The sequence below is a fragment of the Xenorhabdus sp. TS4 genome, from assembly GCF_014467265.1.
GTDB lineage: Bacteria > Pseudomonadota > Gammaproteobacteria > Enterobacterales > Enterobacteriaceae > Xenorhabdus > Xenorhabdus ehlersii.
Genome location: NZ_NKHQ01000015.1, coordinates 25,470 through 40,978 on the forward strand (window position 1 = coordinate 25,470; position 15,509 = coordinate 40,978).

General features: G+C 46.8%; 13 protein-coding genes and 3 pseudogenes. 4 read left to right on the forward strand and 12 right to left on the reverse strand.

Translation table 11 applies throughout. The features are described 5' to 3' along the window. Positions 1-133 precede the first annotated feature (133 nt). Positions 134-1,021, reverse strand: a complete 888-nt coding sequence (locus Xets_RS09535; RefSeq protein ID WP_187651509.1) for a DmsC/YnfH family molybdoenzyme membrane anchor subunit — start codon at positions 1,019-1,021, stop codon at positions 134-136. A 264-nt stretch (positions 1,022-1,285) separates the two neighbouring features. Here Xets_RS09535 and Xets_RS09540 point away from each other — a divergent pair, with 264 nt between their 5' ends. Together Xets_RS09540 and uspE are read left to right on the forward strand one after the other, a co-directional pair. Beyond that, positions 1,286-2,041 carry an FNR family transcription factor gene (locus Xets_RS09540; protein ID WP_099132200.1) on the forward strand — a complete coding sequence of 252 codons (756 nt, stop codon included), beginning with the start codon at positions 1,286-1,288 and terminating at the stop codon, positions 2,039-2,041. Between the two features lie 127 nt (positions 2,042-2,168). Beyond that, positions 2,169-3,113, forward strand: a complete 945-nt coding sequence (gene uspE, locus Xets_RS09545) for a universal stress protein UspE (RefSeq protein ID WP_099132201.1) — start codon at positions 2,169-2,171, stop codon at positions 3,111-3,113. Positions 3,114-3,192: 79 nt separating this feature from the next. Here uspE and Xets_RS09550 read toward each other — a convergent pair whose 3' ends face one another. From Xets_RS09550 to Xets_RS09595, 10 genes and pseudogenes are all read right to left on the reverse strand, one after another. Beyond that, positions 3,193-3,645, reverse strand: a complete 453-nt coding sequence (locus Xets_RS09550) for a hypothetical protein (protein ID WP_255430590.1) — start codon at positions 3,643-3,645, stop codon at positions 3,193-3,195. Positions 3,646-3,715: 70 nt separating this feature from the next. Further along, positions 3,716-4,207 (reverse strand): annotated as a pseudogene (locus Xets_RS09555) (ISKra4 family transposase); the annotation flags it as partial. A gap of 261 nt (positions 4,208-4,468) precedes the next feature. Continuing rightward, positions 4,469-5,392: a hypothetical protein gene (locus tag Xets_RS09560; protein ID WP_187651510.1), complete on the reverse strand. Its 924-nt coding sequence runs from the start codon at positions 5,390-5,392 to the stop codon at positions 4,469-4,471. A 275-nt stretch (positions 5,393-5,667) separates the two neighbouring features. Next, positions 5,668-7,060, reverse strand: a pseudogene (locus Xets_RS09565) (ISKra4 family transposase). A 24-nt stretch (positions 7,061-7,084) separates the two neighbouring features. Next, on the reverse strand, positions 7,085-7,666 hold the full coding sequence (locus Xets_RS09570; protein ID WP_086110552.1) for a recombinase family protein: 582 nt from the start codon (positions 7,664-7,666) through the stop codon (positions 7,085-7,087). Between the two features lie 144 nt (positions 7,667-7,810). Further along, on the reverse strand, positions 7,811-8,389 hold the full coding sequence (locus tag Xets_RS09575) for a plasmid pRiA4b ORF-3 family protein (RefSeq protein ID WP_187651511.1): 579 nt from the start codon (positions 8,387-8,389) through the stop codon (positions 7,811-7,813). Between the two features lie 38 nt (positions 8,390-8,427). Next, a complete protein-coding gene (locus tag Xets_RS09580; protein WP_187651512.1) occupies positions 8,428-8,904 on the reverse strand; it encodes a hypothetical protein in 477 nt (158 codons plus the stop codon). A 47-nt stretch (positions 8,905-8,951) separates the two neighbouring features. Beyond that, positions 8,952-9,146, reverse strand: a complete 195-nt coding sequence (locus Xets_RS09585) for a hypothetical protein (protein WP_187651513.1) — start codon at positions 9,144-9,146, stop codon at positions 8,952-8,954. Positions 9,147-9,776: 630 nt separating this feature from the next. After that, positions 9,777-10,883 (reverse strand): site-specific tyrosine recombinase XerC, encoded by a 1,107-nt coding sequence (gene xerC / locus Xets_RS09590; protein WP_187651514.1) that lies wholly within the window; start codon positions 10,881-10,883, stop codon positions 9,777-9,779. Beyond that, positions 10,870-14,203: pseudogene (locus Xets_RS09595) on the reverse strand (CHC2 zinc finger domain-containing protein). The gene xerC and the pseudogene Xets_RS09595 overlap by 14 nt, the downstream one beginning before the upstream one ends. Positions 14,204-14,304: 101 nt before the next feature. Here Xets_RS09595 and Xets_RS09600 point away from each other — a divergent pair. After that, complete coding sequence (locus Xets_RS09600; RefSeq protein ID WP_187651515.1) at positions 14,305-14,691, forward strand: helix-turn-helix transcriptional regulator; 387 nt, start codon at positions 14,305-14,307, stop codon at positions 14,689-14,691. Between the two features lie 103 nt (positions 14,692-14,794). Beyond that, the gene (locus tag Xets_RS09605; RefSeq protein ID WP_187651516.1) at positions 14,795-15,037 is read left to right on the forward strand and encodes a SymE family type I addiction module toxin; all 243 of its coding nucleotides are present in this window, start codon (positions 14,795-14,797) and stop codon (positions 15,035-15,037) included. Between the two features lie 78 nt (positions 15,038-15,115). Here the strand turns inward: Xets_RS09605 and Xets_RS09610 are convergent, their stop codons facing one another. Next, the gene (locus tag Xets_RS09610; protein ID WP_040153636.1) at positions 15,116-15,505 is read right to left on the reverse strand and encodes a hypothetical protein; all 390 of its coding nucleotides are present in this window, start codon (positions 15,503-15,505) and stop codon (positions 15,116-15,118) included. Positions 15,506-15,509: the final 4 nt, after the last annotated feature.

Below are 15,509 nucleotides of genomic sequence, written 5' to 3' on the forward strand. Positions count from 1 at the left end.
CGAATTGCTAGAAAACTTCTTTCTCACACGTTGGGTATTTTTGCCAATTTTAAACAAGGTAAAAGTCAACGCGACTGGCTTCAACAAGCCAACGTTATAAGATGTTAAAGTCGAGCATCGCGTATCATATGTTTCACATAATAAAAAATGTATATTGATTGATCACTTCTGCAACAAACATGATGGCTGCTCCGATGGGAATAGAATAGTTATTGTTAATCAATGGATTATCTCTTGTTTTCCATAGGGAATAAGTCCAGATTATCATTGCAATAATATACAAACACCATGAAAGCATTCTTAATCCAAAGGCGCTTTTGATATTGAATTCAGCTCGATGTGGAAAAATAACATTATCATTAACGATTGTGATTTCCGATAGCCACTCCATATAGGCTGGTTGCTCAATCAGTCGCATGGTAACGCTAATGAAAACAACCAGCAAAGCAGCCATTACTAATTTGATAGGTAATATTCCTCGAAGATATTTTCCTAGTGGATAGGAAATAAACGACAGCGCCAATGCAGGCCCTAACGTAAATACTGCGCTATAGAATAAAAAATAGGTGTTAATGTTTGCCCAAGTAATCATAGCGCTATTAACATAAATAATTGCCATATAATAAAGATCAATTAAACCAATAACCCCAATTGCCAGCATAATATAAAAACATGCGCGTTTTGTGATCACAAAAAAAAGTGTGTATAAGACCAGCAAACCAAAATAGATGACAGCAAAAATTGTTTCTATGTTTACCCATTCATGTATTATGTTCTGCAAAGTGTGATAAACGCTGAATGGGTATTCTATAATGTTCAAAGAAGCAGCTAACCCTATCCCTGCCAATGCGCTACTGACTAGTAATGTTCTTAGTAATATTTTTTGCACAAAAATGGTCACTGAATGTTGCCATGTGTTTAATTCATGCTTAATCCAGTAAGTATAAAGCCCGCTCATCAAGACAAGCCCCACCGAGCTCTGTACTATCATTGTAAATGCAATTAATAACCATTCACTCATGTCACAACCCTATTCCATCTATCTGTAACCAAATAACATCATTTATGCGTATTATATCCATATATTATTAATTTAATTTCAGTTTGATTGAGATATTATATTGAATAGCTAAAATTTTACGCAAGTTCAACGTTAATACAAAAAAATTTTATCTTTCCACCAGTGATGATAAATACCGCGATTAATGGCAGTATCTTGCTCTTATCAGAGCAACCTAAATATGTTAAATTTACACATATCAATCACTTCTAATGAGCATTCCCTATGATCCCGGAAAAACATATTATTCGTCGGATTCAATCTGGTGGTTGTGCAATCCACTGTCAGGATTGTAGCATTAGCCAGCTTTGCATTCCTTTCACCTTAAATGAACATGAACTGGATCAGCTTGATAACATCATTGAACGTAAGAAACCTATCCAGAAAGGGCAAACGTTATTTAAGGCCGGTGATGCACTAAAATCACTCTACGCCATCCGCTCTGGGACCATCAAAAGCTATACTATTACCGAAGAAGGTGATGAACAAATTACAGGTTTCCACCTTGCTGGTGATTTAGTTGGATTTGACGCCATCATTAATACTGAACATCCAAGCTTTGCCCAGGCTTTGGAAACTTCAATGGTATGTGAAATCCCATTTGAAACGCTGGATGACCTTTCTGGAAAAATGCCTAATCTCCGCCAGCAAATGATGCGTTTGATGAGTGGAGAAATCAAAGGTGACCAGGAAATGATCCTACTGCTTTCCAAAAAGAACGCAGAAGAGAGATTGGCTGCTTTTATTTACAACCTGTCACGCCGCTTTTCACAACGCGGCTTCTCACCTCGTGAATTCCGCCTTACTATGACACGCGGTGATATTGGTAATTACTTAGGCTTGACTGTTGAGACAATTAGTCGCCTGCTTGGCCGCTTCCAGAAAAATGGAATTTTAGCTGTCAAAGGTAAATATATTGCAATCGAAGATATGAATAAATTGACAGAGTTGGCTGGCAAATCCCCTGCTAATGCGTCCTAACGTTAGTTAAATTTTAGGCCAGATCACTATATTTTGCTGATCTGGCTTACTCTTATCCTGTTATAGTTGTTTATATTGGTTTATCTTCTGTACGAAAGAGGCATTCAGACTCTGCGAGGAACTCAATATGGCAAACTACCAAAACCTCTTGGTTGCAATTGACCCTAATCAGGATGATCAGCCCGCATTAAGGCGCGCAGTCTATATCGTGCAACGCAGTGGTGGGCAGATTAAAGCGTTTTTACCTATTTATGACTTTTCATATGAAATGACCACCTTACTTTCTCCAGAAGAAAGAAATGCTATGCGAAAAGGTGTCATAGGCCAACGGGTCGCTTGGATAAAACAGCAAGCCCATTACTACCTTGAATCAGGCATTGATATTGAGATCAAAGTGGTTTGGCATAATCGTCCTTATGAAGCCATCATTCAAGAAGTTATTACTGGAAATCACGACTTATTATTGAAAATGACACATCAACATTCCCGATTGGAATCGATTATTTTTACTCCACTTGACTGGCATCTGTTACGTAAGTGCCCTTGCCCAGTCTGGATGGTAAAAGATCAAGTATGGCCAGAAAATGGTTCTGCTGTTGTTGCTGTCAATTTATCTAATGAAGAACCTTACCATAATGAATTGAATCTGAAATTGGTGCGTGAGACACAAGAACTTGCCAATCGAATTGTAAAAGACCCGCTGATCCATCTCGTTAGCGCTTATCCAGTCGCGCCTTTAAATATTGCAACTGAATTACCTGACTTTGACCCTAATGTGTATAACCAGGCGTTGCGCGGCCAACATTTGATCGCCATGAAAGAGTTGAGACAGAAATTCTATATTGATGAGCAGCAAACTCACGTTCATGAAGGTATACCAGAAAAAGTCATCCCTGAAATATGTGATGAACTCAATGCTGGTGTGGTTGTTTTAGGTATTCTTGGTCGAACTGGGTTATCAGCCGCATTTCTTGGCAATACTGCCGAACATGTCATCGATCAACTAAGATGTGATTTGTTGGCTATAAAGCCTGATGGTTTTGTTTGCCCAATCAAGATAGATGTAGAGTAACGTACTTAGTCGTTGATAGATTGCCCGAATTTCATTTCGGGCAGTCTCACGTCATATCATCGACAATATTTTTCAGAACTTATGTCCACCAAATAAGATCGCCATCTTCGTGACGTCCCATAAAGCATGTAATGAGTAGCCGTTTTTTCTGCAATTGATTGGCATTTCCAGTTAAAACAGCATGTATCAAATTGCCATTTAGTAAAATTAAATCCCCTGGGGCTATATCAATGACCATACTCTCATGTTCTTCGAGTAGATCTGTAGGATAAGGAAAACCACTGTGGATGAGTCCAAGAGCAGAACGAGATTCCATATCAGGGTCAATATTCCACACTTTCAATTGCCCGCCCCCTTGTGGGACTTCCGCATAAAAATTGACGGCCATGACACGCTTGACACTCTGAATCTCAAAATCATTTTGTCGAGGATCGCTAAGTTGAGCTAAATCATCGTGAGGTAATAACAAAAACTCTCCTGAATTATTCCAGTAGACTGCTTTGACATCACCAGCAGGCGTTCCTTGATACATGGCTGGCCGAACCTGTAATAAGTTTTCTGACTGCGAGTCATTTAGGAGAGCATAAAAATGTGTGGGGCACTTATGCCGCAATAGCTTCAGCTTCTGTCAAATAGCGCTCCATTTCTTCACCTAACTTTATTCCCGGATACCAATGATACCAATACTCAAATCGGGCTTTTAAATCATTATTAAGTACCGCTGTGCGTGTCTGGAGTAAATAATGTGCGCCTTGTTGGCTCCATTGCATTTGCTGCTTTTTCACCATACGTTTAGCGATAACCTCATTGATTGCCGATTCAACAAATGACGAGGAGATCGGTTCACCATATCGGTACATTTCACCATAATTCGGGATCATCATGCTGTTATTTTCAATATAGGTATACATTTCATCAAGATGTTTTAACAGCGATTTATGGTTTTCATAATGCAATGTATCGTCATCACATATCAAGGCACAATGATCCAAATATTCTAATGCCTTATTGACATTCCCATGCCAGAGAGACCATTTTGTGCTGGTTAAAACGTCTAATAATTCTGCACCGAGTTCGGGGGCGTTGGTACTTAGCCTGAGTCATGCAATTTCACGTCAGCAGAACGTGAGTCACCAGCCAATTGTCTTAAGTGCTGTTCCAACAGGTCAGCCAGTGCAGAAATGTTAATCGTATTCTTACTTGCTTTTTTGAAGTTGTACCGACCGGTAAAGAACAACACCAGTTAAAACACGCTTGCAGGCGGTGGAAGGTTTTACGCAGTGAGGCCTTCCACCTACTAGCCCCTTGTTGAACTTGAAGAGATTAAAAGAGGTTAAAAGAGGTTAAAACTATATTTAATAACGTATGGGTCTGTTAACTACTTCTGATAATTCTTGCGTATTTCTTGATTGATACATTTCATAGTAGATATTACAAATAGTTTCTATATAAGATATATTATCTGGAACGTATACTTGATAATTGTTACTATTTTCCGTATAAAAAGCTAGTTTAGGAATAGATCGTTCGCTAATGTTTCCAGAAATTTTTAGTTCTTTTTCTTTCATATATCTTTCTTTAAGAATATTGGTAACCCATACTGATATAAAACCAACGTCATTTTCACTTATATTATCAAGTTTACAAATAAAACATTCTACAATTTTATGAACAATCACTCCAAAAAGTAGAGCAACAGAACCTTCAATAATAGAAGAAAGTCTAGCACAAAATATATAATAATTTTGTTCATTTATCAGCCTTTCTAATTCTTCTTTATTTATTTTAGATTGATCTTCAAAATTTATTTTATTAATGTAATTTTGATCAACTTGGCTAAATTCCCAAAGTATTACTCCACCAACTCCAAAAATTTTAGAAATCGCTCCATTAAATGTATTATTTATAGATCGGAGACATCCAACTTTAGTAAAAAACCCCTTGTTTTTATGTTCACTTTCTAACTTTTTAGATAAAAGTTCTAAATCACAATCATTCTCTTGAGCATTTATTTTAACTAATAATTCAATAGCTCTTTTCCAATTGTATTTGCTAACTGGATTCATTCCAAACCTGTTCATGGTTGTTATTAGTTCATCTAGTTCTACTCGCTTCATTTTATTACAATTTAAGGTATAAGGGAAATGACGTAAATGTTGATGATTGGTGACTCTTTCAAGGGAATAGCATCTTTTTCTCAACCTATCTAACCCATCTAGATTAATATTATTTATATTATTGTTATTACTGTTATTACTGTTATTACTGTTATTAAACATAATATACCCCGTGAGTATTTTAAATTACTGAGTAATTGGAAGTGACGATTAGTTTATTTATTAAAATAATTTAAAGTATCTTGGATTCGCCCAATAAGTGCAATTTCTGAAAAAGGCGATCAGTTGCTATAGTAGGCATCTTTCTCGCCAAAGGAAAATGCACTATGGCCTATACACAACTGACCGAAATAGAAAGATATCAGATTTTCAGCTTAAAAGAAGCCGGTTTTACACAACGTTTTATTGCAAGGAGACCATAAAAATGTGTGGGGCACTTATGCCGCAATAGCTTCAGCTTCTGTCAAATAGCGCTCCATTTCTTCACCTAACTTTATTCCCGGATACCAATACTCAAATCGGGCTTTTAAATCATTATTAAGTACCGCTGTGCGTGTCTGGAGTAAATAATGTGCGCCTGGTTGGCTCCATTGCATTTGCTGCTTTTTCACCATACGTTTAGCGATAACTTCATTGATTGCCGATTCAACAAATGACGAGGAGATCGGTTCACCATATCGGTACATTTCACCATAATTCGGGATCATCATGCTGTTATTTTCAATATAGGTATACATTTCATCAAGATGTTTTAACAGCGATTTATGGTTTTCATAATGCAATGTATCGTCATCACATATCAAGGCACAATGATCCAAATATTCTAATGCCTTATTGACATTCCCATGCCAGATAGACCATTTTGTGCTGGTTAAAACGTCTAATAATTCTGCACCGAGTTCAGGGGCGTTTTTTGATACCCCTTTGGCATATTGTTTTAAGACGGTCAGGCGCATTGTGATATGAAACCAGTCGAGCACGTGCTGGGATTCAGGGTACAAATTAAATTGCAGACCCCTGAGGTTATCAGCGCCATCTGATAAGAAAGTAATTTGTTGATTAGCCTGCATTCCCTGTGAAGATAACTGGGCAATGAGTTTTCTTCGGGGATGATTTTCCAGACACTGCACAAAACCAAAACGTTTGGTCGGAACATTAGTTGCGAATGATTTTCCGGCGATGACTTCGAAATGATGTTTTCTGTCGTCCCGGTTTCTGACGTACCCCCCATCAATACCCACCGCCATCGGTTTTCCCGGTTTGGGTAATTTTTCCCATTCTCTGGGATCGCCGGGGAGAAAATCAGGCAACCCCTCTAATTCGGCCTCTTGTCTTTTAGCGGTCTGGCAGAGGTGGTTTCTGACTGTGGCGGCATTACAGCGTTCACCCACCGGCAGAATATCTTTGAGAAGATTGGCGGTCAATCCATAAGACATCAATGAAGCCCACCGGGTTTCTATATACCTGAGTTCCGGGTGAGTATGCGTATCACACCAGTGATTGAGCAAGCTAACGGTGTGGGTTGAATGTTTTTCACAAGCACACCGGTAAACCCGAAATCCCTCCACGGGAATAATGCCAAACAAGGTTCGATACTGGATTGTCTGTTTGCCTTTTATTCGCCGGTTTCGCTGACAGCAAGGACAAGTGCGATGTTCATCCAAATTTCTGGATCACTGATTGCTGGATAGCGTTCAAAAGTAATTTAGATTCAGACAGGGAAAGTCCAATGTCATTGGGGGCGTCGGACTGTTTTTCTATCGTGAATAACTTCTCAGTATGGCGATGCCCCGATTTATCGACCATCGCGATTTGGATTGTGAATTGCATGATGCTGTCCTCCCGGGGTTGTGGCTACTGTATTCCCCCGTTTTTTAGCTGGTGACGCAATTTATAATACGTAGAAACACCTAATCCTACGTTATCGCAGGCCAGCTTTAACTTGATACCTTTTGCTCTTAACGCGTCTATTTGAGGTAATTTACTGATATCCGCAGGCGGCCTGCCCGTTCGTTCCCCGCGCTGTTTTTTTGCGGCGATCCCTTCGTTTTGCCTCTCCCGAATGAGTGCCCGTTCAAACTGACTGAAGGCCGACATCATATGCAGTTGCAATTCTTGCATGGGCGTGCTCTCGTGAGCACTAAACGTAAGCTGCTCTTTCAGGAATATCAGTGTAATACCTTGCTGGCGTAAACGCAGGGTCAGGCTACACATATCCATCATATTGCGGCATAACCGATCGATGGAGTGAACAACAATCGTGTCACCGGTTCTGACCTGTTGAAGCATAGCCTGAAGTTGTGGCCGGTTGATGTTTTTCGCACTGGCCTGTTCGACATACATTTTATCAATTTTAATACCGGATGAAGACAGCGCTTCTTTCTGGCGCTCAACATGTTGGTCAACCGAACTCACCCGAATATAGGCATAGAGCATACTAACCTCAAAAGTCTTTAAACCTGATAAAGATTTGTAGAATACTCTATAAAATTAACTTTTTCGAGGTTTATAGAGTGTTATGGTCTTGTTTTCAGCACGGATGAAAAGGTATACCTTTATGGATACCGATCACCCTATCCGCTACAGCCCTATCACGATGGGTTCCAGTTCTGGTGAATCAAGATTGAGCCGACTTAATTGGCGATTAATCTTTCGGCGGTTGAATCTGACGGCATCAAGTGCCTCAACCAATGGCCGGATCTCTCCGACTGTGGTCGTTTCATCAGCGTGAATAATCGCGTTGAACAGTGCCAGTGTTTTATCGGCTTCATCGGCTAACGTCGCCCCGGGCATTCGGTTTCCGGCCAGACAAAAGGGAGACGTTAGATTAGAATTTTCGAGAATAGTTTCAATACGGATATCGTGAAGCCAGTGCTCAAAAAAATTGTATTCATAAGTAAAGCGATCACCGGCATCAAATTCAAAGTCATCCAGCGCGATTTTGTAAGGGTTATCAGAAAATGCAATCCCGCCGGAGTACGAAATGCCGTAATTTTTACCATAAATACGGAATTGATGCAGGTGATCATCCTGCCATCCTTGCGCGATCTGAATGATATAGTGAAAAGCCGCTAAAGAAGTCCTGCCTGACAGCCTGAATCGACGCCAGAGCATAGGACTGATTCCCCGAAGGGCAATTTTCACGATATAATTTTTCATGGTGAGGTGTCTGATAAAATGATGTTCCTTTGCTCATTCTATCGTCTATTTAACACAGTGCCCCAAGGTTTTTTATGGTCTCCTATCGTACCCGTTCTGAGCATCATACTGCCTACCCCGTCACCCAATAAAGGTGCCACCGATCTGCTCGCCCAAGGCGCAGCAATCATTGTCGTTGCAACTACCGCCCGCGGAATGTTATTTCTTCTCTGTAGCACTTCGTAGTTATCAATGATTGGGTTAAGTTGCTTAAGGCTATGTTCTGCCAGTTTTGTACAATCCGCACTACAGTCCGGTGATTGAACCAGTTTGATAAGTTCGTCCTGTTGTTGCATCAGGTATTCTTTGGTGATCCGGGTTTCTGTCGCTTTATTTTGCTGGCTCTGGTCTGCTGTATTGATACTTTTAACTAAGCGATCTTTTTCTTCTTCCGTAGAAGCAGCATTGAACTTTTCCAACCATGAGGAGATTTGTTTGGCTTTGAGATAGTTATTCTCAACAACAACCCATTCCATTGCGAAGTTGACCGCCGGTCACCGATTTTCCTAATGCCCTCAGTCAGTTACAACCCGTTTTTTCCCGTGCTGCTTTGTCGCCGAACCCAAAACCCCCTGACGCGCTTTTCACCCCTGAACGCCGGTTTTTCCTGCCGTGCCATTGCCAGTGTAGCGGCTTTTTCGGCAACGGGCGAACGTCGCCCAACTTGTTTGGGCGGCGGGCACCCGTTCTGCGGGCGCGGGCGGCATAGAGCCCGCAAGCGGCGCCCCTGCGACGCTCGGGGGCACCGTGGCTTCGGGTTGCGCATGGCCTTGCATGACCACGAGGTTTTGTTCAGGGAAGCCCCTGGGGGCTGCACGGGGCGGCGATGGCGAGCACGGGAATGAGCAAGGAGCCTGCGACTGCGAACCGGGCGCAGCCAGTGCAGCGGGGTTGGGGCGGGGGGAAGTTAATGAGCGGAGGCCGCAGGCCGACTTGCCTTTAGGGGGGTTGGCCCAACGGTTGCAGGGCAGCTAAAGAAGAACTCAGAGTTGCCGATGTCCGGCTCAGTCGGTTAGAGCATAAGGCGTCAGCCTTGTGCGCCACTCCCCGCAATGCCGACCCGCGGGGGCGCAAGACATAATGCCAATTATACGCATTAAGCCGCTCATCAATGCTCAGGCGGTTGCCCGGGCTTACCGGCGCAGTGCGTATAATTCCCCCCGCATTATGTTCAATAGGCGTTGGGCGGCCAGGACCGGCTCAACGGGGACGCCGGGGCTTGCGCCGCCTGACGACTATTTACCCCCGCGTGCGCCGATGCTAACGGGCAGTCCGGCCACGGTCTGCCCCCACACCGAACCCGCCCAGCTTAACGGGGGCGTGCGGACGGTCAGCGGATATTGAGGTTTCAGGTCGGCGTCGGGCTGTCCGGCGGCGTGTCGGCGTTGTCTTCGGCGTACAGGTCGGCCAGTAAACCCACCTCATCGGCGTCGCTGACTTTTTCGTCGGCCATTTGTTCCGCCGGGTGGGTGCTGGCATGTACCGCCTGCAAGGCCCGGATAGAGACCTGCGTATACACCTGGGTGGATTCCACGCTGGCATGGCCTAACATGGCCTGTATCCAGCGCAGGTCCGCCCCGTTCTCCAGCATCTGGGTTGCCATCGCGTGCCGGAACAGGTGACAGGCACCTTTTTTCTCGATACCCACCGCGTTGATATAACTTGTTACCAGATTGCTGATACCGTTGGCCTGTAAGCCATCCAGCCCATCCATTGCCACGAATAATGCCTTGACGTCAGGATTGACGATAAGTTGTGGCCGTACCTGTTGCTGATAGCGCTGTAGCCAGCTTAAGGCCCGTTCACCTAGGGGCAACACCCGGTCTTTATTGCCTTTGCCCTGCCGGACGGTCACGGTTTTGCGTTTTCCGTCAACGCTGTACACATCCAGCCGGGTTAATTCGCCCCGACGCATCCCGGTTGACCAGAGCAACTCCATCAACGCCCGGTCACGTACCCCCTGCAACGTCGTCAGGTCAGGCTGCGCCAGTATCTGTTCGGTTTCATCGATGGTCAGAATATAGCGCGGCAGATGCTTTTCCAGTCTGGGGAGTTCAAGGTCCGCCGCCGGGTTTGCCAGTATCAGATTTTGTTTCGTCAGCCATTTGAACCAGACCTTCAATGGCTCCAGTTGGGTACGTTGCGTCCGGGTGCTTAATGGTTCACCGTTGGTCTTGCGGTACTGATACAGATAACGCTGGTAACGCTCCAGTATCGGCCGGGTGATATCCGCGGCGTAGTATAAACCGCGCTCGGTTGCCCACAGGATAAAGTGGTAAGTATGGTGCGTCTGTACTTTCAGTGTGCTTTCTGACCAGTTACGTTCCTGCCGCCACACCACAAAGCGCAGCAACAACGCATACAGGCTCTTCGGGTCGTGCGCCGGCCCGACAGGTTTACGGTACACTTCATCCACGGTCAGCAGGCTTCCCCTGCGGGGTTTACGGTTTGCCATGATTTATCTCCGTTTCAGCGGGGGGATGAGCGGCTGAGGCAGCGGGCGACGGGGCCATTTTATTTTTGCCTCTAATTATTGCGTTTTCATCCGCCCGGACTTGTGCCCCTGTTTTCCCTTGTGCTGTCTGGGCTGACGTGGGTTTTTCTTCCCCAGACTTGCCCCAGACTTGAGGCAGACTTACTGTCTTCCCGGTCAGACTTGCATTTATTTAAGTCAGACTTGCTCTCATGACCTGTCGGGGTGGCTTCCGGCGTTTTATCCCTGTCAGGCACAGGCAAGGCGTTTCCGTGATTATTTTCCTTAATAACCGCGGGTTCATCTGCCCGGACTTGTGTCCCCGCCTGCCCTTGTTCTGCTTGGGCTGACGCGGGTTTTTCTTCCCCAGACTTAGGCCAGACTTGCCCAAGACTTGGGGAAGACTTGCGACCTTTCGGCTCAGACTTGCGTTCACCGCCGGCGGTTTCTACCGCCGGCTCCTCCACCTCCAGCAGGCCGCACAGGTGGGCTGCGCCGTTGTCTTCCCCGTCCCACAGCAGTTCATACTGCAACAGATGTCCCCGGCTGCCGCCATGCAACAGCAGGTATTCCATTTCGGTGAGACGCTGGCAATGATTCTTAAGCTGGCTGTCGCTCCAGTGGGTAAAGGCACGGATATCTCGCCGGGTAAAGCGGACTTCATTTGGCTGGCAGTGCTGGATTTGCGCTTGTGCGTTCACCATCTCTTGTATCAGCAGTAACAGCTTGCGCGTCTGTGGCGGCATTTCATCCAGCGTGCGCCCCAGAACTTCATGTGCCAGTTGGTTAGCGAGCTGGATATCGTCTTTCGTCACTTCGATATATTCAATCACCTGCCCGCGATGCGTGGTTTTCTTCACTTCACGTTGATACTGGTGCAGCAAGGCAATGGCCTGTATCAGCGTCAGGTATTTCATATGGTCGCGCCGCATCCGGGTTTTGTCTGACAGGAACGTCAGTTGATGGGCGTAGGGATTCACCACTTTCAGCGGCCTTAACAGGCGCTGGGCGTTCTGGTGTAACTGCGTCAGATAGCTTTTCTCCGAGTCAGCCAGCAACCCGGCCAGCGTCTGGCGGTGCCGCTGCATCGCGTGGATGGCCTGCGTCTGCTCGCGCGATTCGTTGACCGTCAGCACCAGACAGCGGTTTAACAGCTCTTCATCCACATCAATGGCCGTCGTTGTTAACATCAGCATCACCGGTCCCTGTACCTTGTATTCCCGCGTCACCAGTTCGCCGCTCTGTTCGTTCTTACCGGTGCTGGCGATTTTCAGCTCGCCGTCGGACTGCAACAGTTTCAGGGCATAGGCCGCCTGCCGCACGCCTTCCTCTTCGGCTATCGCCAGTATTTTGTGTTGCAGGCTGGTTTCCCCCAGATAGTAGAGGCTCTGCCCGGTCATTGCCGAGTACTGGATACGCTCCTCTTCCGGCATCAGGTTCAGCACCGCCTCCATCAGGGAAGATTTCCCTGCCGCCGAGCTGCTTTGTATCAGCACGGCCAGCGGTTTATCGAGTTTGCGCGAGACTGCCGCCAGATACCCGGTCAGCAGATTGGTGGATTCGCCGACCACGCCGCAGGCGGCCATGTTGTTGATAATCTGTTCTGTTAAGTTCGGCGATGTCAGCAACGCCAGCGCGGCAGCTTCATCTTCCGCGCTGACCGTCACCGCCGTTGTCCCTGAGGCTTCGGCCTCCGCTTGCTGCTCGGCATCCTGTTGCTGCTCCAGCATCAGCAAGACCCGCCCGGCTTCGCGTTTGATGACCGACAGCTCGCATTCCAGCTCTTGCGCCGCCGTGCTGATGTAGTTCTGACGATGCCGCGCGTGATACATGTCCAGTGTATCCACATGGAACAGGCCGGACGTTTCATCCCGCACCTGCACATTGACTTTCATCACATCGGGCACCGGCGATTTCTTCATCCCCCGTACCCGCCAGACCCGGGGGCCGCTTTTCATCACCAGTTCACCGCAGGCCGTGCGCTCACAGGGCACGGGTGCAACGGTCAGCTCTGGCGGGGCGGCTAAAGAAGAAGGTTTAGCCACATCGGCACTTTGAGACTTTTCCGTCACAGCCGGCGATACGGGCCGCTCATGGCTGAACACCGCGCCCGGCGCTGTTCCCTGTCCCAGCCAGACCGCTTGTTGCAAGGCCAGCCCCAGCGCATGTTCGGCGTTGCCGCTTTTCAGCGCATAGTCATTGGCATCCATGCCCGGCGGGAACTGCACCCGCCATGCCTCGATACCGGCTTCCAGTAAATCAGCGGCCACATTAGCCGCGCCACGGTCTCCGGCCTCGTCCCGGTCAAAGGCAATCAGCACCCGCTTCACGCCGTGATACTGCAAAGCTTCGAGGTGCTCATGGTTAAACCCGTTCACCCCGAACGCGGCAATCACGTTACGGAACCCGGCACACCAGAAGGTCATGGCATCGATCAGCGCTTCGCACAGGATAATTTCCGCAGCGGCTTTCATCGCTGCCTCATTCCAGACCCCGGCCAGGGGTGAGGACAGGTACAGATGCTTTGGGCTGTCTTTCAGCACTTTGTAATCCGGCTGGGTTCGGCGGCCATACAGTTGCAGCACCCGCCCGCGGCTGGCCACACTGGCCGATTCGGCCCAGCCGATTATCGGCACCACGACGCAGCCCCGGAAGTGGTCCTGCCGGGTGGTGGTACGCAACACGCCCAGCCCCGATAGCTTGCCGCGCAACTGCTGACCTTCCTGACTGTCTTTGGACGGCAACAACCCCGCGGAACCGCTGATACCGTGATGACCCGCATACCCCAGCTTAAAGTGGCTGACCAGTTCAGGATGATGCAGTCCGCGTCGTGCCAGCCAGGCTTTGGCTTCCGGTGACGCCAGTAAGTTCTGATGATAAAAATCAATCACCTGATGCAACAGCGCCTGCCCGTCATCGTCCAGGTCGGCCAGTTTCGGGCTCGGCAGAGGTGCGCCCTGTGATCCCGGCGGGGCGGCTAAAGAAGAAGCGGCCACAACTGCATTGTCCATGTCCGGCAGCCCGGCCAGCTCCCGCAGCCGGCGGATAGCGATTTTCAGCGTGACGCCTTCTGTTTGTATCACCCAGTCCAGCACCGACCCCGCCGCGCCACAGCCAAAGCAGTGATACAGATTCTTGGCAGGCGATATCACCATTGAGGGCGTTTTCTCGTGATGGAACGGACAGCGCAGCACATAATCCTCACCGCGTTTTTTCATCGCACGGCCTTGCTTACGCGCCAGCCCCAGCAACGAGACGGTTTGCTTTAAGCGGGCTAAATCGGTATCGGGAACGCGGGTCATCAGTGACCTCCTATAAAAACCTGTCAATAGACATTGTAGTAGCATTAATATGAGACTATAATATAGCTATTGAGTCAAGCAATTAAAAAGGAGGGCTTACAATGCACACCTCATTACCGAACTGGATTTGTGAGGAAGATATGCAACTGTTTGCCAAGCGACTAAAGGAAGCTAGAGAAGCCCGTAAAATGACACAGGCCAGACTCGCTGAACTGCTCAATGTCGATCGCCGGGTGTATAACCGTTGGGAACGGGGGGCTTCTGTTCCCCAACTAGATGCTGTGGTCAGGATCGCTCAGGTATTACAGAGTAGCCTGGATGCACTCGTCGGGCTGGAACCGATGGCACCACCACAGATACATAATCCCCGTTTACAGGCGCTCGTGACTCAGATGGATTCGCTTTCGGATGAAGATCAGCAGGCGCTGATTGTATTAATGGACAGTTTACTTAAACGTTCCAAGATGACGCAGTTACTGACATCGTAGAAGACATTGGCTACAGAAGAGACGACTTTTATCAACGCAGCATTACCGGGCTGCCACCCGGATAACGCTGCTAACCACAACCCACTATCAGAGGTAGTTAGCTATGGCTGAACGCGATTGTAATGTAAATTCAGGCAGTTCGAAAGCGCAACGCCGCTATAAAGTCGGCTATATCAGCCGGTGTCACGCCGACCGCCACACTGGCATGACCCGCTATTACAGCCAGCATCCCAGTTTGCACTTAAAAGGGAACTGGCTGCAAGAAGCGGGCTTTGCGACCGGGCAGCCAGTACAGGTCAGTGTTGAGCACGGGCAGTTGATTATCCGGCTTGTTGAAAACGGCTAACCGTTAAAGGGAGAATCCCAGTGCTTGGCTGGGATCTTAACGCTATTTGTACAACCTTAATTAGCAAAGTCTCACTTGTTACTCTGCTTGCTGATCTATTTTATAACGCACTGATTCTTCCTTTGCTAATTCTAGCCACTCATCAAAATTATTAAGGCTCCCTCTATCTTCCCACCCAGTTGACGCAAAAGCATGGATAAAAAATACTTTTGGATCACCTGAGACATCAGAGCCATCAAAGCAAGCAATATCATCAGAATAAGATATTTTTGCAAATGGTATGAGTTGCCTTTCTGGATATTGCGTATTCATTTCAGACAACCAGTATTTAGCGAATTTTTCAAATTCGCACAAAAACCACCAAGGTTCTAAATCCAAAATAGATTCTTGAGTTACTATTTCCAAAAAATGCGATGGAAAATTGAATCCTTTTGGTAGCTCTTCTGGTGAATATAAGTAACATGACATAATA